Annotated in this window: 20 protein-coding genes and 1 pseudogene; 15 read left to right on the top strand and 6 right to left on the bottom strand. The window is 68.6% G+C overall.

What is annotated here, in order from left to right:
- Nucleotides 1–44: 44 nt before the first annotated feature.
- Nucleotides 45–935 carry a malonyl-ACP O-methyltransferase BioC gene (gene bioC, locus H4O13_13925; GenBank protein ID MBE5316487.1) on the bottom strand — a complete coding sequence of 297 codons (891 nt, stop codon included), beginning with the start codon at nt 933–935 and terminating at the stop codon, nt 45–47.
- Nucleotides 936–1,043: 108 nt separating this feature from the next.
- Between bioC and H4O13_13920 the strand changes: the two genes are divergently transcribed.
- The 3 genes from H4O13_13920 (at nt 1,044) to icd (ending at nt 4,023) form a co-directional block, all read left to right on the top strand.
- Nucleotides 1,044–1,763 carry a 2OG-Fe(II) oxygenase gene (locus H4O13_13920; protein MBE5316486.1) on the top strand — a complete coding sequence of 240 codons (720 nt, stop codon included), beginning with the start codon at nt 1,044–1,046 and terminating at the stop codon, nt 1,761–1,763.
- A 59-nt stretch (nt 1,764–1,822) separates the two neighbouring features.
- Nucleotides 1,823–2,551 (top strand): hypothetical protein, encoded by a 729-nt coding sequence (locus H4O13_13915; GenBank protein ID MBE5316485.1) that lies wholly within the window; start codon nt 1,823–1,825, stop codon nt 2,549–2,551.
- A gap of 173 nt (nt 2,552–2,724) precedes the next feature.
- Nucleotides 2,725–4,023 (top strand): NADP-dependent isocitrate dehydrogenase, encoded by a 1,299-nt coding sequence (gene icd, locus H4O13_13910; GenBank protein MBE5316484.1) that lies wholly within the window; start codon nt 2,725–2,727, stop codon nt 4,021–4,023.
- A gap of 63 nt (nt 4,024–4,086) precedes the next feature.
- Here the strand turns inward: icd and H4O13_13905 are convergent, their stop codons facing one another.
- Together H4O13_13905 and H4O13_13900 are read right to left on the bottom strand one after the other, a co-directional pair.
- Nucleotides 4,087–4,374 (bottom strand): helix-turn-helix domain-containing protein, encoded by a 288-nt coding sequence (locus tag H4O13_13905; GenBank protein MBE5316483.1) that lies wholly within the window; start codon nt 4,372–4,374, stop codon nt 4,087–4,089.
- Nucleotides 4,374–4,688: a type II toxin-antitoxin system RelE/ParE family toxin gene (locus tag H4O13_13900; GenBank protein MBE5316482.1), complete on the bottom strand. Its 315-nt coding sequence runs from the start codon at nt 4,686–4,688 to the stop codon at nt 4,374–4,376. Before H4O13_13900 ends, H4O13_13905 begins: the two co-directional genes overlap by 1 nt.
- Before the next feature lie 113 nt (nt 4,689–4,801).
- Between H4O13_13900 and H4O13_13895 the strand changes: the two genes are divergently transcribed.
- On the top strand, nt 4,802–5,437 hold the full coding sequence (locus H4O13_13895) for a hypothetical protein (protein MBE5316481.1): 636 nt from the start codon (nt 4,802–4,804) through the stop codon (nt 5,435–5,437).
- Between the two features lie 14 nt (nt 5,438–5,451).
- Here H4O13_13895 and H4O13_13890 read toward each other — a convergent pair whose 3' ends face one another.
- Entirely contained in the window at nt 5,452–6,069 is a 618-nt protein-coding gene (locus H4O13_13890) for an N-methyl-D-aspartate receptor NMDAR2C subunit (GenBank protein ID MBE5316480.1), read from the bottom strand.
- A 130-nt stretch (nt 6,070–6,199) separates the two neighbouring features.
- On the opposite strand from H4O13_13890, the gene H4O13_13885 reads away from it, so the two are divergent.
- The 7 genes and pseudogenes from H4O13_13885 (at nt 6,200) to H4O13_13855 (ending at nt 14,550) form a co-directional block, all read left to right on the top strand.
- Nucleotides 6,200–6,880 carry a nuclease gene (locus tag H4O13_13885; GenBank protein ID MBE5316479.1) on the top strand — a complete coding sequence of 227 codons (681 nt, stop codon included), beginning with the start codon at nt 6,200–6,202 and terminating at the stop codon, nt 6,878–6,880.
- Nucleotides 6,881–7,335: 455 nt separating this feature from the next.
- Nucleotides 7,336–9,084, top strand: coding sequence for a bifunctional isocitrate dehydrogenase kinase/phosphatase (aceK, locus tag H4O13_13880; protein ID MBE5316478.1), 1,749 nt, complete (start codon nt 7,336–7,338; stop codon nt 9,082–9,084).
- 260 nt (nt 9,085–9,344) lie between these two features.
- Nucleotides 9,345–11,054 carry an endonuclease gene (locus H4O13_13875; protein MBE5316477.1) on the top strand — a complete coding sequence of 570 codons (1,710 nt, stop codon included), beginning with the start codon at nt 9,345–9,347 and terminating at the stop codon, nt 11,052–11,054.
- A gap of 257 nt (nt 11,055–11,311) precedes the next feature.
- Nucleotides 11,312–12,178 (top strand): annotated as a pseudogene (locus tag H4O13_13870) (class I SAM-dependent methyltransferase).
- Between the two features lie 163 nt (nt 12,179–12,341).
- Entirely contained in the window at nt 12,342–12,965 is a 624-nt protein-coding gene (locus H4O13_13865) for a pseudouridine synthase (protein ID MBE5316476.1), read from the top strand.
- A 71-nt stretch (nt 12,966–13,036) separates the two neighbouring features.
- Nucleotides 13,037–13,711 (top strand): Bax inhibitor-1 family protein, encoded by a 675-nt coding sequence (locus tag H4O13_13860; GenBank protein ID MBE5316475.1) that lies wholly within the window; start codon nt 13,037–13,039, stop codon nt 13,709–13,711.
- Nucleotides 13,712–14,049: 338 nt separating this feature from the next.
- The gene (locus H4O13_13855; GenBank protein ID MBE5316474.1) at nt 14,050–14,550 is read left to right on the top strand and encodes a DUF962 domain-containing protein; all 501 of its coding nucleotides are present in this window, start codon (nt 14,050–14,052) and stop codon (nt 14,548–14,550) included.
- 106 nt (nt 14,551–14,656) lie between these two features.
- On the opposite strand, the gene H4O13_13850 is transcribed toward H4O13_13855, so the two are convergent.
- Nucleotides 14,657–15,547: a phosphoribosylaminoimidazolesuccinocarboxamide synthase gene (locus tag H4O13_13850; GenBank protein ID MBE5316473.1), complete on the bottom strand. Its 891-nt coding sequence runs from the start codon at nt 15,545–15,547 to the stop codon at nt 14,657–14,659.
- 190 nt (nt 15,548–15,737) lie between these two features.
- Here H4O13_13850 and H4O13_13845 point away from each other — a divergent pair, with 190 nt between their 5' ends.
- The 4 genes from H4O13_13845 to rpe all read left to right on the top strand — a co-directional run bounded on the left by H4O13_13845 (nt 15,738) and on the right by rpe (nt 18,035).
- Nucleotides 15,738–16,385: a DUF3667 domain-containing protein gene (locus H4O13_13845; protein ID MBE5316472.1), complete on the top strand. Its 648-nt coding sequence runs from the start codon at nt 15,738–15,740 to the stop codon at nt 16,383–16,385.
- Between the two features lie 179 nt (nt 16,386–16,564).
- Nucleotides 16,565–16,834, top strand: coding sequence for a c-type cytochrome (locus H4O13_13840; GenBank protein ID MBE5316471.1), 270 nt, complete (start codon nt 16,565–16,567; stop codon nt 16,832–16,834).
- A gap of 3 nt (nt 16,835–16,837) precedes the next feature.
- The gene (locus H4O13_13835) at nt 16,838–17,179 is read left to right on the top strand and encodes a DnaJ domain-containing protein (GenBank protein ID MBE5316470.1); all 342 of its coding nucleotides are present in this window, start codon (nt 16,838–16,840) and stop codon (nt 17,177–17,179) included.
- Nucleotides 17,180–17,360: 181 nt separating this feature from the next.
- The gene (rpe, locus tag H4O13_13830) at nt 17,361–18,035 is read left to right on the top strand and encodes a ribulose-phosphate 3-epimerase (protein ID MBE5316469.1); all 675 of its coding nucleotides are present in this window, start codon (nt 17,361–17,363) and stop codon (nt 18,033–18,035) included.
- A 229-nt stretch (nt 18,036–18,264) separates the two neighbouring features.
- Here rpe and H4O13_13825 read toward each other — a convergent pair whose 3' ends face one another.
- Entirely contained in the window at nt 18,265–20,253 is a 1,989-nt protein-coding gene (locus tag H4O13_13825; GenBank protein ID MBE5316468.1) for a beta-lactamase family protein, read from the bottom strand.
- Nucleotides 20,254–20,315 lie beyond the last annotated feature (62 nt).

Here is a 20,315-nt window from a genome sequence, read left to right as displayed (position 1 = left end):
GCATGTGAGGCGGACGCGCAGGCCGTGTGAGCCTCGCCCGCGTCTCAGACCTTGCGGCGGATCTTCAGCCCTGAAGCTGGAAAGCTGGCGATCTCGCCGCCGCCTTCGCGCCGGCGTGGCTGGCCCGGCTCGGGGGCGAAGGCCTGGGCGTACAGCACCTCGTAGGTGGCCGGCAGCAGGCCCTCGCTGCGGAAACCCTCGTAGGCCTCGAACACCCGCTGCATGCGCGCCTTGCCGGTCAGGCTGCGGCGGCGGTCGGACCAGGCGTTGCCGGCGCCGATGCCGCGCAGCTCGCGCATCAGCTCGCGCGGTTCGCGGTAGGTGAGGGTGAAGCGGTCGGTGTCGAGGACGGGGTCGCGGAAGCCCGCACTCATCAGCGCATCGCCGATCGCCTGCATGGGCTTGAAGCTGGACACGTGCGGCGCATCGTCGGCGGCGGCGAAGGCCGAGCGCAACTCGAACAGCGTGTCCGGACCGAAGCTGGTGAACAGCAGCAGGCCGCCCGGGCGCAGCAGCCCGCGCAGGCCGTCGAGCACGGTCGGCAGATCTTCGATCCACTGCAGACAGAGGTTCGAGAACACCAGATCAAAGCTCTGCTCGGCAAAGGGCAGGGCACGTGCGTCGGCGCAGACGCGATGGAAACGCTTCGCCTTTGGCGTGTACCAGCGCCAGCCGCGGCCGGCTTCCATCAGCATCGGCAGGGCCAGGTCCACCGCCACCAGCTCGGCCTTCGGATAGTGCCGGCGCAGCTCGGCGCTGGCGCGGCCCGGGCCGCAGCCGAGGTCGAGGATGCGCGTGGGCTCGGCCTTGGCGAACACCCGCTGCTCCAGTAGACGCGACTCCACCTCGCGCTGCAGCACGGCGATGGCGGCGTAGTCGGAGGCGGCGCGGCCAAAGGCACGGCGCACCTGGTGCAGGTCGAGGCGGGGGTCCATGAGGGCGCGCAGTGTACGCCAGCGCGGGTCATCCGCGGCCCGGTCGCGGCCCCCGGCCTGCGCGTAGAATCGCCCCTCACCGGGTCCTCACGTCCAGCGGGTCGCTCAATGAGCCACAGCCATAACGATTTCATCGAGGTCTACGACAACGCGCTCAGCCGGGAGCAGTGCGCCGCGCTGATCCAGCGCTTCGAGCGCTGTGGCCAGCTGGCGCCGGGTGCCGTGGGCGGCGGGGTTTACCCGGAGCTGAAGCACAGCAGCGACGTCACCATCTCCGCCTACCCCGAATGGCAGGACGTTGAACAGGCCCTCAACATGGCGATGCTGAATGGCCTCGTGGCCTACTTGCGCCGCTACCCGCACACCCTGATCGCGCCGCTGATGCTGCAGATGCAGGACCCGAACAGCGGTGAGCTGCGTCGGCTCGACGCCGGCGACGTCGAACGCATGGACGCGAGTCAACTGGTGCCCGTCGCCCAGCAGGTGTTCCGCCCCGGCGCGATCAACCTGCAGCGCTACCGCGCCGGCGAAGGCGGCTATCCCTACTGGCACTGCGAGCTGTATCCGCGCGATCCCGGCGCCGAAAGCCTGCACCGCACCCTGCTGTGGACGGTGTATCTCAACGATGGCTTCGACGAGGGAGAAACCGAGTTCCTTTACCAGGACCGCAAGATCAAGCCGAAAACCGGCAGCCTGCTGATCGCGCCTGCGGCCTTCACCCACACCCACCGCGGTAACCGCCCGCGCGGCGGCGACAAGTACATCGCCACCAGCTGGGTGCTGTTCCGTCGCGCTGAGCAGCTCTACCCAGACACCGCAGCGGCCTGAATCGTGCAGGCCACGCCATGCCCTTTCCGCGCCGCACCGACTCTCGTAAGGAGCACTGCATGCACACCCCACTGAAGTTGAGCGGCAGCCTCGCCCTGTGTCTGGCTTTGGCGGCGTGCTCCGAGCCGCCGCCGCCGCCGCCCAGCGGCCCCACCCTCAACAGCGCTGCCGCCAACGAGGCGATCGTCCTGTTCGATCAGGCGCGCGCCGAAGGCCGCGGTCAGCTCGCCCGTGCCTATGCCGAGGACATCCTCGCCAAGTACCCCGGCACCGAGGCTGCGGCCAAGGTGCAGGCCGCGATGGCCGAGATCGAAGCCTTGGCCGCGGCCGATCGCGAGCGAACCCGCTTGGCCAATCTGTGGGTCTACCACGCGGTCGGTGAGGTCAAGGGCACCACCTACACGGCCTTCATGTACGAAGCCGACAGTCTCAAGCTGCCGCGCGAGGAGCGCCCTCAGCTGGTGCTGCGCCGGCACCCTGAGTGGGGCCAGAACGTCTACATCCTGCTGCCCGGCGGCCGCATCGCCTGCGGCGCGCGCTGCAACATCAACCTCAAGATCGACGACGCCAATCCGGTGCGCTTCGAAGCCAGCCAGCCCGAGGGCGCGCCCGTGCCGGCCATGTTCATCGAGGAGGACCGCCGATTCTTCGAGGCGCTGAAGTCCGCGCGCTGGATCGAGATCGAGGTGCCCATCCGCGGCGGCAAGCAGAGCCTCCGCTACGAGGTCGGTGGCATCGATCTCGCGCGCATGGGCCCCGAGGTGACGGCGCGCCGACCGCGCGGCTGAGCGGCCCGCACCGCGCCTGCCGAAGGTCGCACTTCACGCTCACGTTCCTGCAGGCGACAATGGCGTGCTGCGCCGCGCGGCGCCCAGGCTGCGCGCACCCTGCATCCCGCAGACAACCCTTTCATCCAAAGGCCCCGTCCATCGCGACGGCGGCCGCAACCGGGAGGATCCCCATGGCAGAACCGACCCTCACTCCGCCCGCCGGCGGCGCCAAGATCACCATCGAGAACGGCAAGCTGCACGTGCCGAACAACCCGATCATCCCCTTCATCGAAGGCGACGGCACCGGCCCCGACATCTGGCGCGCCTCGGTGCGCGTGCTCGATGCGGCGGTGGAGAAGGCCTACGGCGGCCAGCGCAAGATCCACTGGCTGGAGATCTACGCCGGCGAGAAGTCGAACAACCAGTTCGGCACCTGGCTGCCGGAATCCACGGTGCAGGCCTGCCGCGACTACCTCGTTTCGATCAAAGGCCCGCTGACCACGCCGATCGGCGGCGGCATCCGCTCGCTCAACGTGGCGCTGCGGCAGATGCTCGACCTCTACGTCTGCCTGCGTCCGGTGCGCTGGTTCAAGGGCGTGCCGAGCCCGGTCAAGCGTCCCGACCAGGTCGACATGGTGATCTTCCGCGAGAACTGCGAGGACATCTACGCGGGCATCGAGTTCGAGCAGGGCTCGGACGAGAACGCGAAGTTCCTGAACCTGCTGAAGGAGCACTTCCCCAAGAGCTTCGGCAAGATCCGTTTCCCCGAGACCTCGGGCATCGGCATCAAGCCGGTGTCGAAGGATGGCTCCGAGCGTCTGATCCGCGCCGCCATCGAGTACGCCATCGCCAACGGCCGCAAGTCGGTGACGATCGTGCACAAGGGCAACATCATGAAGTTCACCGAAGGGGCCTTCCGCAACTGGGGCTATGCCCTGGCGGAGCGCGAGTTCGGCGACAAGACCTACACCTGGGACCAGTGGGAGCGCACCAAGGCGGCCAGCGGCGAGAAGGCCGCCAATGAGGAGCAGGCCGCCGCCGTCGCCGCCGGCAAGATCATCATCAAGGACGCCATCGCCGACATCACCCTGCAGCAGGTGCTGACGCGGCCGAACGAGTTCGACGTGATCGCCACGCTGAACTTGAACGGCGATTACCTCTCCGACGCGCTGGCTGCGCAGGTCGGTGGCATCGGCATCGCCCCGGGCGGCAACGTCAACTACATGACCGGCCACGCCGTGTTCGAGGCCACCCACGGCACCGCGCCGAAGTACGCCAACCTCGACAAGGTCAACCCGGGCTCGGTGATCCTCTCGGGCGAGATGATGCTGCGCTACATGGGCTGGACCGAAGCCGCCGACGCCATCATCAAGTCCATGGACGCCGCCATCGCCGCCAAGACCGTCACCTACGACTTCGCCCGCCTCATGGACGGCGCGACCGAAGTGAAGTGCTCGGAGTTCGCGGACGCGCTGATCAAGGCGATGTAAGCGATCGCTGCGATGGGTTGAACGCACAAGGCCGCCGTTGGGCGGCCTTGTGCGTTAAGGGGTTCAAGAGATCGCTTCGAGCACGGATTGCGGATCCCTTTCCAGCGCCTTAAGCAGAACCTTGGCTGGACCTGTGGGTTCGCGGCGACCCTGCTCCCAGTTTCTGAGTGTGCCTAACGGAACCGCAACCACACGTGCGAACTTGGCCTGTGACAAGCCGGTCGCCACCCGAATTCTCTTGACGTTGACAGCCGTGACTGTGAACTCCCGCGATGGCGCGCGTTCCCCCCGAGTGATCTCTCCCATCTCGGTTACGCTTTCAAGTAGTTCCGAAAAGAGTTTCTCGTCCATTACTTCCACTCCTCGATGAGGCGCTTGAGCGCAGCTTTCTGAGCCGCTGTCAGATCGTCAGATTCGCTCTTCGAATAAATCAGCAGAAGGCGAATTTGGGCAGCAGCGTCCAAGTGGTAATAGATCACCCGTGCTCCTCCTCGCTTTCCGCCGCCTGCCAGGGCCACTCTCACTTTGCGAAGGCCTCCTGTGCCCTCGATAACGGCGCCTGCGCTGGGGTTGCACGCAAGCTCTGTCTGGAATCGGGCGTACTCATCGTCGTTCAGCAGTTCCTTCACGCGACGAGTGAACGCGCTGGTTTCGATGAAAATCATGTGCGCGTTCTACGCCAATGGCGCACGTGCGTCAATGGCGCACCTCAGTGAGACAGATCCGAATGCAGTCCCAATCCCTCCCCCTCTGGCCCCTCCCACTCGCTGTGGCCCTGGTGCCCGTCGCCGCCGCCCACCTCGCCTACGCGCTGTCGATCGAGGCCGGGCATGTGCCCGCCTGCGTGCCTTACTTCGAGGGTTGCACCTCGATCAGCCGGGCGGCGCGGCATGGCTTGGGCAATCACCTGTTCCGGCTGCTGATGCTGCCCTCGGCGCTGCTGCTCGCCCTGCACTGGCTCGCGACCATCGTCTGGCTGCGGCAGAGCACCGGCGAGGCGCGGGCGGGCCGCAGCCTCTGGCTGCTCGCGCCTTTCGCCGGTCTGGCGCTGGCGGTGTATGTCACCTTTCTGGGCACCGAGGGCGAGGTCTATCGCTTCCTGCGGCGCTACGGTGCCCAGCTTTACTTCGCCTCGGTCTATCTGGCCCAGCTGGTGGTGGTGCGGCACTGGCATCGCTGGCTGGGTCGATGGGATGCCGTCGGCGCGGTGTGGCTGGCGATCTCGCTGGTGATGCTGGCGCTGGGTCTGGGCTACACGGCCGTGGCCAATGGCTTCGATGACCCCGAGCTCAAGGACCGCATGGAGAACCTGCTGGAGTGGCATATCGGCGCGCTGATGACCGCCTGGTATCTGCTGCTGGCCTGGGTCTGGCGGCGCGAGGGCTTCGCCCTGGGCTTCAGTCTCCGGCGATAACGTGCGCTGTCGCTTCAGCCGATGGCGTCCGCCAGGTTGATCCGCGCCTGGGCCTGCAGTCGCTCGCGCAGGGCCGGCGTACGGTACAGCGGCTCGCGCCTAGCGAATTCGCGCAGCAGCTGCCGGCGCTTGTAGCGGAAGAGGAAGCCCGGCACCCAGGCGTACTCGGCGCGCACTTGCTGCTCGTACTCGGCGAAGCGTTCGGGGGCTGCGCCGAGGATGGCGAGGTCGATGTCGACCAGCAGGCTGGGGTCACCCGGCGCGGGTTCGGCGGCATGCGCGGTGTCGAGGATCAGGGCGTGGATGCGCGCTGTCGCTGCGGGATCGGCGCCGGCCTCGCTGAGCGCTTGCGTCGCCCAGTCGGCGCTGCGCTGCTCGTTGTCCTTGGCGCGCGGGTCGTAGATGGCATCGTGAAACCACAGCGCCAGCACAAGTTCGTCCGGCCGCTCGGCCAGTTCGCGGTGCGCGCGCAGCAGGTCCAGGCATTCCGACAGATGCTGCAGGCTGTGGTAGTGCCGCTGCGGCTCGCGCCAGGCGCGTCGCAGGGCAGCGAGGCAGGTGTCGGCGCCATCCTGTGCGCCGACTGCGTGCCAGGCCAGCCGGAATTCGAGGTCGATCGGGTGCGGCGTCATCGGCGGGTTCGCAGGGACGGGGCGGATGCGCAGCAGGCTGGCGAATCGAAGTGGCCGCGGCAAGCCCTGCGGGCGCTCGACGTCCTGGGCCGCTCGACCGATCATGCAGGCCCACCCCAGGAGCCCGCGCATGGACTTCAAGCAGCTCGACCAGACCCTGCGCGACAGCCTTGCGGATCTCAGCCTGAGCGTCGACGAGCGCGACGAGCTGCGCGAGCTGGGCCAGTCGCTGTCGGCGGACGCGGTCCGCTACCTGCGCAATCGCGCGTTCGCCCTGGTGCGCGAGCTGGTCGTCGACCCGGCCCAGGCGCAGCCGGCGCTGAAGTGGCTGGAACAGGTGGTGAAGACCCTGGACCTGAAAGCGCAGGCCGCACGCGAGCCGGCCAGCGCGCATTTCAGCCCGGGCGAAAGTTGCCGGCAGAAGATCCTGTCGCTGTGCCGCGCAGCGCGCGCGCAGATCGACGTCTGCGTCTTCACCCTCGCGGATGATGTGCTCGCCGAGGCGCTGCTGGCCTGCCATCGCCGCGGGATCGCCGTGCGCCTGCTCACCGACAACGACAAGGCCTTCGACGCCGGCAGCGATGTGGCCTGGCTGCGGGATCAGGGGCTGCCGGTGCGGGTTGACCGCAGCGAGTTCCACATGCACCACAAGTTCGCGATTTTCGACGCGCGAGTGCTGTTGAACGGCAGCTTCAACTGGACGCGCAGCGCCAGCAGCTCGAACGAGGAGAACCTGCTGGTGATCGAGCATGCGCCGCTGGTCGCGGACTACCGCGCGGAGTTCGAGCGCCTGTGGTCGCGACATGGGTGATGGCTTGACGCAAAGTGACCCCGGTGCGGCGGAGCAAGGCGGCAACCCATGACCCGCCGCACCGGGGCCGGTGCGGGCCGCTGTGCGGCTCGGGATCGATAACGGCAGGGCCTGCGCGGACTTGAGAGCGGACCGTCAGGTGCGCGAAGACCTTTCGGCACCCCGAAAACGAAACAGCCGAATCGCATCCTGCGATCCGGCTGTGTGCTTCGGGGAGAGCATGGGACCGGGGCCGTGGGGGAGGTCGGAGAGCCGGTCCGGAGCGCCTCGCATGACAACGCGGGCGCACTGTCATTATCGACAGGGTGGGTGAAGAATTTTTGCGGACACTTCGCATTCAAGGTCAGGGTGATCCTGACAGCCCGGCCAGGCTGTCAGGGTCTGGATGACCATGTCGGCTGCCGTCTGCCGCGAAGATCGGCGGCGTGCGTCCCTTCCCCTCCAATGGAGCCTTCATGGCTGAGCTGTCCCCGGATCACAACCCGCAGCGCAGCGCAGAGGAAGCCCGCGTCGAACTGGCGGCGACTTCGATTCGCGATGCCTTCGAAGGCTACAACGGCCACTTCCGCGCGATCACCCAGCGCGCGCGCCGACGCTTCGAGCAGCGCGATTGGCTGGGCGCGCGCTCCGACGCGGTCGAGCGCATCGAACTGTACGACCGCTGCGTGGCCGCTGCAGGTGCGCGGCTCTCGGCCCAGCTCGAAGGGCAGTCGCAGGACAAGGCGCTGTGGGCGCGCATCCACGCGCGCTACGCCGAGCTGGTCGACGGCCTGCTCGACCAGGAGCTGTACAAGACCTTCTTCAACACCCTGACCCGGCGCTTCTTCGCCACCCGTGGCGTTGACGCCGCGATCGAGTTTGTGGCCCTGTCGATCGCACCCACCGACCGCATCACCCACCCGGTGGCGCGCCGCAGCTATGCGGTGGCGGGGGAGCTTGCCCCGGTCTTCGCGCGCGTGCTGGCCGACTATCCCTTCGCCGTGCCCTACGCCGATCCGCAGGCCTGCGCGCGCACGCTGGCCGAACGCATCGAGCAGCAGCTGGCCGACTGGGACGCCCCGGCCGTGCGCGGTCTGGAGCTGATGGAGACCGTGTTTTATCGCGAACGCCGCGCCTATCTCGTCGGCCGCGTCTACGGCGAGAGCCGCTTCGCGCCGATCGTGATCGCGCTGATGCACGGCGAGCGCGGCCTGCGCGCGGATGCGCTGATCACCGAGCGCGCCCAGGTCGCGGTGCTGTTCGGCTACACCCGCAGCTACTTCCACGCCGACCTGGAAACCGTCGGCGATGCGGTCGTGTTCCTGCGCACCCTGCTGCCGCACAAGCCGGTCGATGAGCTCTACACCGTGCTCGGCCGCGCCAAACAGGGCAAGACCGAGCGCTACCGGCACCTGTTCGCGCATCTGGAGCGCCATCCTGACGAAGCCTTCGTCCACGCCGACGGCGAGCGCGGCATGGTGATGGCGGTGTTCACCCTGCCCAGCTATACGGTGGTGTTCAAGCTGATCCGCGACCGCTTCGCCTACCCGAAGACCATGGCTCGCGCAGAGGTCGAAGAGAAGTACCGGCTGGTGTTCCACCACGACCGCGTCGGCCGTCTGGTCGATGCCCAGCTGTTCCGCCACCTGCGCTTTCCGCGCCGCCAGTTCGCGCCGGCCCTGCTCGATGAACTGCTCGAAGGCTGCCGTGAGACCGTGCAGGCCGACGGCGAAGATCTGGTGTTCTCGCACTGCTACATCGAGCGCCGTCTGCGGCCCTTGAACCTGTACCTGCGCGAGGTCGAACCCGCGCACGCGATCGCCGCTATCGTCGACTACGGCCAGGCGATCAAGGATCTCGCGCGCAGCAATATCTTTCCCGGCGATCTGCTGCTGAAGAACTTCGGCATCAGCCGCGCGGGCCGGGCCATTTTCTACGACTACGACGAGCTCTGCTTCGTCACCGAGTGCCGCTTCCGCGCCCTGCCGAGCGCGCGTCATGAGGACGAGGAAATGCACGCTGGCGCCTGGTACCACGTCGATGACAATGACGTCTTCCCGGAGCAGTTCCCGCGGTTCCTGGGCCTGTCGCCCGAGCTGCGCGCAGCCCTGCTGGAGGCCCACGGGGAGATCTTCACCGTCGGCTGGTGGCTGGCTCTGCAGCAGGACATCCGTGCCGGTGCGATGGCCGACGTGCCGCCCTATCCCGCACGGCTCCGCGTGTAGCGGCGCGCTTCGCTGTCGGCGCCTACGCGCAGCCTCAGCGAAGTCGCCGGGGCCAGGTCAGCGACTTCACAGCGTCACAGGAAAGCCACAGACTCTGCCGGCTGCGTCGGAGCCTAGCCTTCGGCGCGCATGTGGCGGCCGCGGTGGCCGCCCGCCGCGGGAGGTGCCGCCGGGGAGGGCGGGCGCCTGCTGCGGAACCGCTCGTGTCCGAGCGCGCGCCGGCGGCCGGATGCCGCGGCCTGCGACACCCTGGAGTTCCCATGACCCTGTCCCTGCGTGGACGTCTTGCGCCTGCCTGCAGCGCGCTGGCTTGGCTGTGCCTGATCGCCGCGGGCTCCGCCCGCGCCGATGTCTTCATCAACGAGTTCCACTACGACAACGACGGCACTGACAGCGGCGAGCGCGTCGAAGTCATCGCGCCGGCAGGCACCTCGCTGAGCGGCTGGACGCTGGTGCTGTACAACGGCAGCGACGGCCGCCGGTACGCCACGTACAGCCTGTCGGGCACGACCGCCAGCCAGTGCGGCGGCCACGGCACGGTCGTGGTGAACGTGCCGGGCATCCAGAACGGCAGCCCGGACGGGCTGGCTCTGATCGACGCCAGCGGCGCGGTCGTTCAGCTGCTGAGCTATGAGGGCGGGTTCACCGCCACCGATGGCCCGGCCGCTGGCCGCGCGGCCACCCAGATCGCAGTGGCCGAGACCACCACCACGCCGGTCGGGCAGTCCCTGCAGCTTGCCGGCAGCGGCAGCCGCGCCAGCGACTTCGCATGGCAGGCGCCGCGCGCCGCCAGCTTCGGCGCCTGCAACAGCGGCCAGACTCTGGTCGCGGCGGGCGGCGGCGGAAGCGCCACTCCGCTGAGCAACGGCGTGACCCGCAGCGGTCTCGCGGCAAGCGCGGGCAGCAGCCTGGCCTTCACCCTGAGCGTGCCCGCAGGCGCCAGCAACCTGCGCTTTGCGATGAGCGGCGGCAGCGGCGACGCCGACCTCTTCGTGCGCTTCGGCAGCGCGCCGACCACCAGCACCTACGACTGCCGCCCCTTCCAGACCGGCAACGCCGAAACCTGCAGCTTCGCCAGCCCGCAGGCCGGCACCTGGCACGTGCTGATCCGCGCCTACACCAGCTTCAGCGGGCTGAGCCTCGCGTCCAGCTTCGACACGGCGAGTGCGCCGCCGTCGGGCTACTACAGCGGCGTGCAGGCCGGCAGCGCCAGCGCGCTGCGCGCCAGCCTGCATGCGCTGATCGACGACCACACCCGCATCCCCTACACGGCGAGCACCACCGACACCTGGGACGTGCTGAACCAGGCCGAGCAGGATCCGCTCAACAGCGGCCGTATCCTCGACGTCTACAAGAACGCGTCCTACGCCAAGGTGGCCGGCGGCAACGACTTCTACAACCGCGAGCACACCTGGCCGAATTCGCTGGGCTTTCCCAACGACGGCCCGACCAACTCGGCCTACACCGACCTGCACATGCTGATGGCCTCGGACATCGCCTACAACGCGGCCCGCGGCAACAAGGCTTACGACAACTGTCCCAGCGGCTGCACCGAGTACGCGACAGGCGCCTACGCCGGGCAGGGCGGCGGCAGCGGCGTCTATCCAGGCAATTCCAACTGGAGCAACGGCAGCGTGTTCGAGGTCTGGCGCAAGCTCAAGGGCAACGTGGCGCGCGCGATGTTCTACATGGACCTGCGCTACGAAGGCGGCAGCCACGGCGGCACCGGCGCGGCCGAGCCCGATCTGCGCCTGACCAATGACCTGAGCCTGGTGGTTGGCACGTCGGGCAATGCTGCAGTGGGCTACATGGGCCGGCTCAGCACGCTGATCCAGTGGCACCAGCAGGACCCGCCGGACGAGGCCGAGCGTCTGCGCAATGCGCTGATCCAGACCTACCAGGGCAACCGCAATCCCTTCATCGATCAGCCGCAGTGGGTCGCCTGCATCTACCAGGCGGTCTGCAACTGAGACCGCCCAAGGCCCGACCGGCCGAAGCGCGCGGCCCGGCGCTTCGGCCGGTCGGGCTTAGCTGCCTCGGCCCGGGCTCAGGATTGAGCGCGCACAGGCAGCTGAGCCCTGCCTGACGATCCGCCTTCCGACCTTTCTACATCCTCACGCCCCTGTGCTAGCGTGGCCCGCTGTTTCCAGCCGCGTCGCCGACTCGGCGGCGCCAGAACCCTGTAGACCCCGCGAGGAGTCCTTTCATGCTCAAGAAAACCCTGCCGCTGTTGATCGTGCTGTCGCTCGCCGCCTGCTCGCAGTCCGAGGCTCCGCCTGCGCCGCCCACCGAAGCTGCCAAGCCCGCTGAACCGGCTCCGGCCCCGGCGCCTGCGCCGGCCCCTGTCGAGCCGGTGAAGTCGCCGATCGAACAAGCCGTTGCCGGCGCCTGGCGCACGCCCGAGAACGTCGTCCGCGACGCCTTCCGCAACCCCGTGCCGACGCTGGGTTTCTTCGGCGTCGAGCCGACCGAAGTGGTGCTTGAAATCACCCCGGGCGGCGGCTGGTACACCGAGATCCTGGCGCCGCTGCTGCGTGACGGTGGCCGCTACATCGCCGCCGTGGTCGATCCGGCCAAGGCCGCCAACGAGCGTGCTGCCGAGTACTACGGCAATGCGCTGAAGAGCTTCCAGGAAAAGCTGGCCGGCAACGCCGAGGTCTATGGCAAGGCCGAGGTGCTGCAGTTCGATCCAGCCAATCCGGTGTTCGGTGCGCCCGGCTCGGTCGACACCGTGCTGACCTTCCGCAACGTCCACAACTGGATGCCCTCGGGCGCGGCGCCGGCCTACTTCAAGGGCTTCTACGACGTGCTGCGCGACGGCGGTACCTTGGGCATCGTCGAGCACCGCGCCGCTGAAGGCACCGAGCCGGACGGTCGCAGCGGCTATGTGACCGAAGCCCAGGTGATCGCGCTGGCCGAAGCCGCCGGCTTCAAGCTGGAGGAGAAGTCCGAGATCAACGCCAACCCGAAGGACACCCGCGACCATCCCAATGGCGTGTGGTCGCTGCCGCCGGTGCTGCGCGGCGGTGACGTCGACCGCGAGAAGTTCGTCGCCATCGGCGAGTCCGACCGCATGACCCTGCGCTTCGTCAAGCCCGCCGCCAGCGAGCCTGCACAGCCGGCCGGCGATGCCGCTTCGAGCGATGCTGCCGCGAGCGAGGCCGCTGCCGAGTCCAGCGCCGAATCCTGAGTCCACTTCAGCCTGCTGAACCGCCGCGGCCGCCTTGTGCGGCCGCGGTTGTTTCGCGCCCCCGCCCATGCTGATCGCCTTCAACAAACCCTACGGCGTGCTCTGCCAGTTCACCGACGGCGAGGGTCGCCCGACGCTGGCCGACTGGGTGTCGGTGCCGGATGTGTATCCGGCTGGCCGCCTCGATGCCGATTCCGAGGGCCTGCTGCTGCTCAGTGACGACGGCCCACTGATCGCCCGCATCACCCAGCCGCGGCACAAATGGCCCAAGACCTATGTGGTGCAGGTCGAGGGCGAGGCCACGGACGCACAGCTGCGCGCGCTGGCCGCCGGCCCGCGGCTCAAGGACGGGCCCTGCCTGCCCTGCGAAGTGACCCGTCTTGCGGGCCCGCCCGACGGGCTGTGGCCGCGCGACCCGCCGGTGCGCTTCCGCAAATCGGTGCCCGAAAGCTGGCTGCAAGTGGTGCTGCGCGAGGGCCGCAACCGCCAGCTGCGGCGGATGACCGCGGCCGTCGGCCTGCCCACGCTGCGGCTCATCCGCACGGCCATCGGCCCGCATGCCCTGGCGGGCTTGCGTCCAGGCGAACTGCAGGTGCTAGAGGCCGCGCCCGCTGTCGCGTCCGCGCCATTCGAGCGGCCAGCTGTCCGGTCTGGCCGTACAGCGCGCTCGACGGCACCGCGCCGCCGTTAGGCTGTCTACAGGGCGCATTGACGGCGCCAGCGGCTACCATCCCTGACCAAATCCCATCCACGGAGACCGCCATGAACGAGCGTCCTGCAGTTCCCATCGCCGCGGCCCTGCCCGTCGCCGCGACCAACACCCTGGTCCGCAACACCTTCATCCTGCTGAGCCTGGTGCTCGGCGTCGCCGCCGTCGGCGCCGGCGCGGGCCTGGCCCTGCGCATTCCGCTGGGCCTCGGCATGTGGCTGGTGTTCATGGCCCTGTTCATCGGCGGGCCCTTTCTGATCTCGCGCATCGGCAACGGCCAGGCGCAGATCCTGGCCACCTTCGGCTGGGCCTTCGCCGTGGGCCTGCTGTTCAGCCCGATGATCGGCGCCTACCTGAGCATCCCCGGTGGCGCGTCGGTGGTACTGAATGCGCTCGGCGCCACCGCGGTGATCTTCACCGCGCTGGCCGGCTATGCCGTGGTCTCGCGCAAGAACTTCAACTTCATGGGCGGCTTCCTGATGGTCGGCCTCCTGGTGCTGGTCGTCGCGGTCGTCGCCAACCTGTTCCTGCAGATCCCGGCGCTGTCGCTGACGATCTCGGGCGCCGCCGTGCTGCTGATGAGCGGCTTCATCCTCTGGGACGTGAGCCGGTTGATCCACGAGCCCAACGCCAACCCGATCATGATCACGGTCAGCCTGTTCTCCAGCATCGTGGTGCTGTTCTCGCACCTGCTGAACCTGATGAACCTGCTCTCCGGCGAAGATTGATCCCGCACGGACAGCGGCCACAGAGGCGAAACGGACAGGGCCCTTCGGGGCCCTTTCTGTTGCCCGCGACACGGGGCCGACAGATCTTTGCCGGCGTATCGATCTCGACGCGTCCTACGGTGGCTTGAAGACAGGGAGGGGCTTGCGTTCAGCCCGCCGCGCTGCCGATGGCGTGCGACCTTCATAGGGTGGGTCTTGACCCACCGAAGCTGCACGCTTGCTTCGGTCCAACGCGCGCCCTTCGCGCCGGCGACTGGGCCTCACCACCGCACGACCTTGCCCGGTCGTCGCCCAAGCCCTACCGTAAACGGCCGCGTCAAACGCTGTCTTCGATGACCATGAACACCACCGACCAAGCCACGTCCGCCGCCGAGGCGCGCCCTGTCGACCGCTGGTTCGCGAACTACGCGGGCGACCACCGCAACGCCACCAACCAGGCGATCCACGTGGTCTGCGTGCCCTTGATCCTGTGGTCGGTGATCGCCTTGCTCTGGCTGATTCCGGTGCCGCCGGCACTGGGCCGCGATGGGGCCTGGGCGGGCATGGCCATGGCGATGGCGGCGATCTACTACTACCGGCTGTCGCGCTCGCTGGGGCTGGTCATGGCGCTCAAGCTGGTCGCGCTGGGCTTCCTCACGCACCTGCTGTACGGAGCGCTCGGCGCGACGAGCCTGCTGTGGCTGGCGATCGCGGTATTTGTGGTCGCCTGGATCGGCCAGTTCATCGGCCATCGCTACGAGGGCAAGAAGCCCAGCTTCTTCACCGACCTCGTCTATCTGCTGATCGGCCCGGCCTGGGTGATGGGCAAGCTGATGCGGCGGCTGCGGATTCCGCTGTAGGTGTGGCGCGAGGCGGCTTCCAGCGCGTAGCCTTCAGCCGCCCCTTCGATCGCCATGAAGCGGAAGTACGGCGGCGATGCGCCGGCACGACAGGCGTCGCGATGGCTCAGGCCGTGATGCCGGTGAGCTTGAGCAGGGCCTCGGCGTACTTCGCGCGCGTCGCCTCGATGACCGCGGCCGGCACCTTCGGCCCCGGCGCGGTCTTGTTCCAGTCCAGCGTCTCCAGGTAGTCGCGCACGAACTGCTTGTCGTAGCTCGGCGGGCTGATGCCCACCTGGTACTGGTCGGCCGGCCAGAAGCGCGAGGAGTCTGGGGTGAGCATCTCGTCCATCACGATCAGTTGGCCCTGCTCGTCGAGACCGAACTCCAGCTTGGTGTCGGCGATCAGGATGCCGCGCTCGGCGGCGAAGGCCGCCGCGAAGCGATAGATCTTCAGCGTTGCCGCGCGCACCGCCTCGGCCAGCTCGCCGCCGATCAGCTCGACCACGCGGTCGAAGCCGATGTTCTCGTCGTGGTCGCCGACGGCTGCCTTGGTGGACGGAGTGAAGATCGGTTCCGGCAGGACTTCGGCCTGGCGCAGGCCGGCGGGCAGGGCGATGCCACACACGGCACCCGTGCGCTGGTAGTCCTTCCAGCCCGAGCCGATCAGATAGCCGCGGGCAATGGCTTCCACCGGCAGCGCTTTCAGCTTCTTCGCCACCACGCTGCGCTTGGCGTACAGCGCAAGGTCGGTGCCGGCCGGCAGCACGCTGGCCAGCGGCGTCGACAACAGATGATTCGGCTGCAGGGCGGCAGTCTGCGCGAACCAGAAGTTCGACATCTGGCAGAGGATCTCGCCCTTGCCCGGGATCGGGTCGGGCAGCACCACGTCGAAAGCCGAGAGGCGATCGCTGGCGACGATCAGCAGTTCGTTGTTCGGCAGGCCGTAGACGTCGCGCACCTTGCCCCGGTGCAGCAGCGGCAGGTCGAGGTCGGACTGGTGCAGGGTCGTGGTCACGGCGAAGGCCTGGGCTGGCGGAAAGCGCGACAGTTTAGCGGTGCGCGGGCGGGGCTCCCAGCGCGACAGTGGCTGCGCCCAAAGCGGTCTGGCTGTCCCATCCGCTAACCTTGCTCCGATGACACAGAGCCCCGCCCCCGCTCCCGAAAGCCGTCCGCCCCGTCTCACGGTGGCGAGCGTACTTGCCGAAATGGCCGACGAGCTGTTCAGTCTTGACCGCGGTCTGCCCTATACCGCCTGGTGTGTGCTGCGTTCGCCAGGCTCGACTGCGCGGCGCTATGTCGAGACGCGCGATCCGCGATTGACGCGGCCGTTCCGGCTCGCCTTGATCGTGCTCGCGCTGTGCGCGCTGGTATTGCACTTCAGCGGGCAGGGCGAGCAGTTCCTTGCAGGGCTGGTGCATGGAACACGCGCGAGCGCCGGCGGCAGGTCGCCAGACGCTCTGACGGCGGCGATGTCCGCGCTGTTCGCCCGCTTCGACCTGGCCCTCGTGGTGTGCTGGCTGCCGGCAGTCGCACTGTCCTTCATGAGGGCGCCAGTGCAGCCCCGCCCCAACTTGGCCGAGGCCACGGCCTTTTCGCTGTACGCCCTCGCGAGCCTTTTGCCTCTGCAGTTGGCTTTGCTGCTCGGCCTGCCGCTGCTGGGCGTGCAGCCGATGGGGTTCCTGCTGCTGCTGCCACTGGCATGGCTGGGCTGGGCCGTCTGGGGTTATCTGCGGCCCTCCGGCTGGCATGCGCTGGCGCTGTTGAGCATCCCTGTGCTCGCTGTGTTCACCCTGAGCCTGCTGTTCGTTCTGCTCGTATTCGCCTCGGCGGCGATCTACCCGCTGCTGATGTGACTGCACTGGGGCGGTGGCGTTGGCGTCCGCGACCTCGCGCCCACAGCCTGCCGGTAGAATGCGCGCCCATGAATCTTCGCGCCCTGATGCTGGCCCCGCTGTTGGGCCTTGGACTTTCCGCCTGCAGCCCCGGCGCGCCGGCCGACGATGCGCCCGTCGAACGCCCGGCCCAGCTCGGCATGTGCGCCAGCTGTCATGGCGTCGACGGCATCGCGCTCGCGCCGGGCAACCCGCATCTGGCCGGCCAGGACGAGGCCTACCTGCGCCTGTCCCTGCAGAAGTACAAGACCGGCGAGCGCCGGCATCCGCCGATGCAGGCGGTGGTGGGCGCCCTGCAGCCGGACGACCTGGACGCGCTGGCGCGCTGGTACGCCAGCCAGCCGCGACAGGGCCAGCGCGCGGCGGCGGCTGAATCCGCGGCAGCGGCCAGCGACGACGGCGCGAACTAGGTCATGCCTTACGCCGGCCGACTGCTGGGTTTCGTGTTCGGCTGGATTCTGCTGCGGCATCCTGCCGGCGCGGTGCTGGGTTTCCTGGTCGGCTGGGGTTTCGACGGCGGCTGGCTGGCCCTGCGCTCGCGCCGCCCTGCGCGCGGCGAAGACCCGTACGGCGTGCTTGAAGTCGCGCCCGAGGCCTCGATGGAGGAGATCGATCGCGCCTACCGTCGCGCGATGTCGCGTCACCATCCGGATCGCGTCGCCAACGAATCGCCCGCCGTGCGCCGCCGCGCTGAGGCCCGCGCGCGCGCCATCAACGCCGCCTACGACCGCATCCGCGCCGAGCGCGAGGGCTGAGGCAAGGCTGAAGCATTCAGCGTCTCCGAGCGAATGCGGAGGCGTCGGTGCGTAGCGGTCGAACGAGTCCGGACCCGTGCCGGACTCGCGACCACCGGTCAAGGCCAGGCAGGGCTTGATCCGTATTGCCCCAGGTCGCGCGCGCGCTGAACATCGAATTCCCCTCCACCCCGAGCCCGCCATGTCCCACTGCCTGATCGCGCCCTCCATCCTCTCCGCCGACTTCGCCCGCCTTGGCGAGGAAGTGCGCAACGTGCTCGCGGCCGGCGCCGACTGGGTGCACTTCGACGTGATGGACAACCACTACGTGCCCAACCTCACCGTCGGCCCGCTGGTCTGCGAGGCGCTGCGTCGCCACGGCATCACCGCGCCCATCGATGTGCACCTGATGGTGAAGCCGGTCGATCGCATCATCCCGGACTTCGCCAAAGCCGGCGCCAGCCTGATCAGCTTCCATCCCGAGGCCAGCGAGCACGTCGATCGCAGCCTGCAGCTGATCCGCGATTCCGGCTGCAAGGCGGGTCTCGTCTTCAACCCTGCCACGCCGCTGCACCACCTCGACTACGTGATGGACCGCATCGATCTGATCCTAATCATGTCGGTCAATCCGGGCTTCGGCGGCCAGAGCTTTCTGCCCTCGGTGCTGCCCAAGATCCGCGAGGCCCGCGAGCGCATCCGCGCCTCCGGCCGCGACATCCGGCTGGAGGTCGACGGCGGGGTCAAGGTCGACAACATCGCCCAGATCGCCGCCGCTGGCGCTGACACCTTCGTCGCCGGCTCGGCCATCTTCAACGCGCCGGACTACGCCCGGGTGATCGCCGAGATGCGCGCTGAGGTGGGCAAGAGCCGGGATTAGGGATTGGGGATTCGGGATTAGGGATTCGGGATTCGTAGGACTTCCGCAAGCCCGCTGTGGAGCCCCTCTCCCCCTGAGGGAGAGGGGTTGGGGAGAGGGGGGAGCCTGGCTGCAAGCTTCCTACCCCTCTCCCCCCGCCCCTCTCCCTCAAGAGAAGAGGGGAGGTCGGCATTCGGGTGGCTCGCGGCGTGATTCGGGCCGCAGCTCTGCCAATCCCCAATACCCGCCCTCACATCACCGCCGCCCCGATCACCCGCCACAGCCACAGCTGCACGGCCAGGAACAGCAGGGTGACGGTGAACAGGGAGAACAGCAGTTTCCGCAACAGGCCGAAGCGGGTGCGGGTCCAGGCGGGCATGAGCATCAGCAGCATGGCAAGCGCTGCAGCCACAAGGGTCCATGCCGCCCAGTGCGTCCACAGCATGGCTGGCAGCGGGTAGTTGCCCGGCAGCTCCGCGGCACCGGCCTGCTGCAGGGCCAGCGCTGTGGCGATCAAGCCGCCCGTCAGCGCCAGCACGCACAGCGCCGCCAGCACGGAAACAGCGCCGACCAGCGCATCGGTCGGCCCGCCATAGCGCTTGCGTCCGAGCCGCCAGACCACGCCGGCCAAGGTCGACAGCGCCAGCAGCAGGCTGCTGCCCAGGGCGACGAACAGCCACAGCGGTGCGCTCAAGCCTTCGACGCGCTCGAAGCTGTGCACGCCGCTGCTGTCGGCGAACGCCAGCACGCGGCCCTCACTGCCGCGGATCAGCGCCAGACGCTGACCGAAGGCAGACTCGAACAGGTCCTCGCCGATGCGTCGGTATTCGCCGCTGCGCGGGCCGGCCTCGAGCGCCAGGGTTTCGCTGTTGATGGCGCGCAGGCTGACGCCGTCGAAGGCGCCGAAGATCGCCGCGAAGCTGCTGAACACGCGACGGTTGGACAGATACGCGCCGTCGACCTCGGCGAGCGCGCCGGGCGCGCCCGACTCGGCGGCCAGCGGCGCTGCGGCGGGCAGGGTTTGCAGATGCTCAAGAATCTGCTCGGGCAGGCGCTGGACGAGGTTGCGGCTGGCGCCGCTGCTCTGGCTGACGAAGACGCCGAGGCCCAGCTCGGGCACCAGCACCAGATTGCTCAGATAGCTCTCGGTGGCGCCGCCGTGGCCGGTCAGCTGCAGGCCGCGGAACGGCGTCTGGATGAAGCCGTGGGTGACATCCGCGGCATCGGCACGGTCGCTGTAGGGCCGCGAAAACACCAGAGCATGCGTTTCCGCTGACAGCAGTCGGCGGCCATCGATCTCGCCCGCGTTCAGATGAAAACGCATCCAGCGCGCCATGTCCGCGGCCGTGGTCGACATCCCGCCGGCCGGCCAGTAGGCGCCGAGCTGCAGCTCCGGTTCGGGCTTCGGCACGCCGCCGCGCTCCGCGTAGCCCTGCGCCAGCCGTGCACGCGTGGCCGCATCCATCCGTGTGGGCCCATCCCAAACGGTGTCGCGCATCCCGAGCGGCTCCAGCAGCTCGCGGCGCAGAAAGCTGCCGTAGTCCTCGCCGGCGACATCGGCCACCACCTGTGCGGCGAGCGCCGAGCCCCAGTTCGAGTATGAGGTGCGGGTGCCCGGCGGGAAGATGCGCTTGGGCTGGTGCTCGGCCAGCAGCTGGGCCAAGGGCCGCGCATCGTCATCGCCCACGGCGAACACCTGGAAGCTGTCCTCGAAGCCCGCGCGATGCGCCATCAGCTGGCGCAGGGTCACCGGCGCATCGAAGGCCGGGCTCACCTTGACTGCCTTGAGATAGGTGTTGACGTCGGCATCGAGGTCGAGCTGGCCGCGATCGACCAGCAGCAGGGCCGCGCTCCAGATGAAGGTCTTGGAGACCGAGCCGATGCGGAACAGGGTCTGCTGCGGGTCGACCGGCGTGCGAGCGGCGAGGTCGGCGTAGCCGTAGCCGCGCAGCAGCTCGGGCGCGTCCGCACGCACGACCGCCAGGGTGACGCCCGGCAGCAGGTGCTCGCGGCGCAGGGCTTCGACCAGGCCATCGATGTGCGCGGGCAGCAGATCGATCGGCGGTTCCGGCGCGGGTCTGATCTCGACAGCGGCTTCGGCGCTTGGCGCGCTCGCGGTCTGAATCGCCTCGGGATCGAGCACCGCGGCATCGGCCGGTGTAGCGGGTGGCGTGGAGGCCTCCTGCGCCGCGAGCGGAGTGACCCAGGCGAACAGCAGGCAGAACAACAGTCTCGACATCGCTCGGGTTCCGGTCGGGGCCGCGGCAACGGTAGCAGCTTGCGCGCGCGATGCGCGGCCAG

Source organism: Lysobacterales bacterium (assembly GCA_014946745.1).
In the GTDB taxonomy this organism is placed as follows: Bacteria; Pseudomonadota; Gammaproteobacteria; order Xanthomonadales; family Xanthomonadaceae; genus Aquimonas.
This window is presented reverse-complemented; position numbering and strand designations above follow the sequence as displayed.

Excerpts from the sequence above, each read along its gene's own strand:
- H4O13_13840 (MBE5316471.1), top strand. The coding sequence starts at position 16,565 with ATGTGCGCCAGCTGTCATGGCGTCGACGGCATCGCGCTCGCGCCGGGC.
- icd (MBE5316484.1), top strand. The coding sequence starts at position 2,725 with ATGGCAGAACCGACCCTCACTCCGCCCGCCGGCGGCGCCAAGATCACC.
- rpe (MBE5316469.1), top strand. The coding sequence starts at position 17,361 with ATGTCCCACTGCCTGATCGCGCCCTCCATCCTCTCCGCCGACTTCGCC.
- H4O13_13845 (MBE5316472.1), top strand. The coding sequence starts at position 15,738 with ATGGCCGACGAGCTGTTCAGTCTTGACCGCGGTCTGCCCTATACCGCC.
- H4O13_13905 (MBE5316483.1), bottom strand. The coding sequence starts at position 4,374 with ATGGACGAGAAACTCTTTTCGGAACTACTTGAAAGCGTAACCGAGATG.
- H4O13_13825 (MBE5316468.1), bottom strand. The coding sequence starts at position 20,253 with ATGTCGAGACTGTTGTTCTGCCTGCTGTTCGCCTGGGTCACTCCGCTC.
- H4O13_13860 (MBE5316475.1), top strand. The coding sequence starts at position 13,037 with ATGAACGAGCGTCCTGCAGTTCCCATCGCCGCGGCCCTGCCCGTCGCC.
- H4O13_13915 (MBE5316485.1), top strand. The coding sequence starts at position 1,823 with ATGCACACCCCACTGAAGTTGAGCGGCAGCCTCGCCCTGTGTCTGGCT.
- bioC (MBE5316487.1), bottom strand. The coding sequence starts at position 935 with ATGGACCCCCGCCTCGACCTGCACCAGGTGCGCCGTGCCTTTGGCCGC.
- H4O13_13865 (MBE5316476.1), top strand. The coding sequence starts at position 12,342 with ATGCTGATCGCCTTCAACAAACCCTACGGCGTGCTCTGCCAGTTCACC.
- H4O13_13920 (MBE5316486.1), top strand. The coding sequence starts at position 1,044 with ATGAGCCACAGCCATAACGATTTCATCGAGGTCTACGACAACGCGCTC.
- H4O13_13855 (MBE5316474.1), top strand. The coding sequence starts at position 14,050 with ATGAACACCACCGACCAAGCCACGTCCGCCGCCGAGGCGCGCCCTGTC.
- aceK (MBE5316478.1), top strand. The coding sequence starts at position 7,336 with ATGGCTGAGCTGTCCCCGGATCACAACCCGCAGCGCAGCGCAGAGGAA.
- H4O13_13900 (MBE5316482.1), bottom strand. The coding sequence starts at position 4,688 with ATGATTTTCATCGAAACCAGCGCGTTCACTCGTCGCGTGAAGGAACTG.
- H4O13_13885 (MBE5316479.1), top strand. The coding sequence starts at position 6,200 with ATGGACTTCAAGCAGCTCGACCAGACCCTGCGCGACAGCCTTGCGGAT.
- H4O13_13875 (MBE5316477.1), top strand. The coding sequence starts at position 9,345 with ATGACCCTGTCCCTGCGTGGACGTCTTGCGCCTGCCTGCAGCGCGCTG.
- H4O13_13835 (MBE5316470.1), top strand. The coding sequence starts at position 16,838 with ATGCCTTACGCCGGCCGACTGCTGGGTTTCGTGTTCGGCTGGATTCTG.
- H4O13_13890 (MBE5316480.1), bottom strand. The coding sequence starts at position 6,069 with ATGACGCCGCACCCGATCGACCTCGAATTCCGGCTGGCCTGGCACGCA.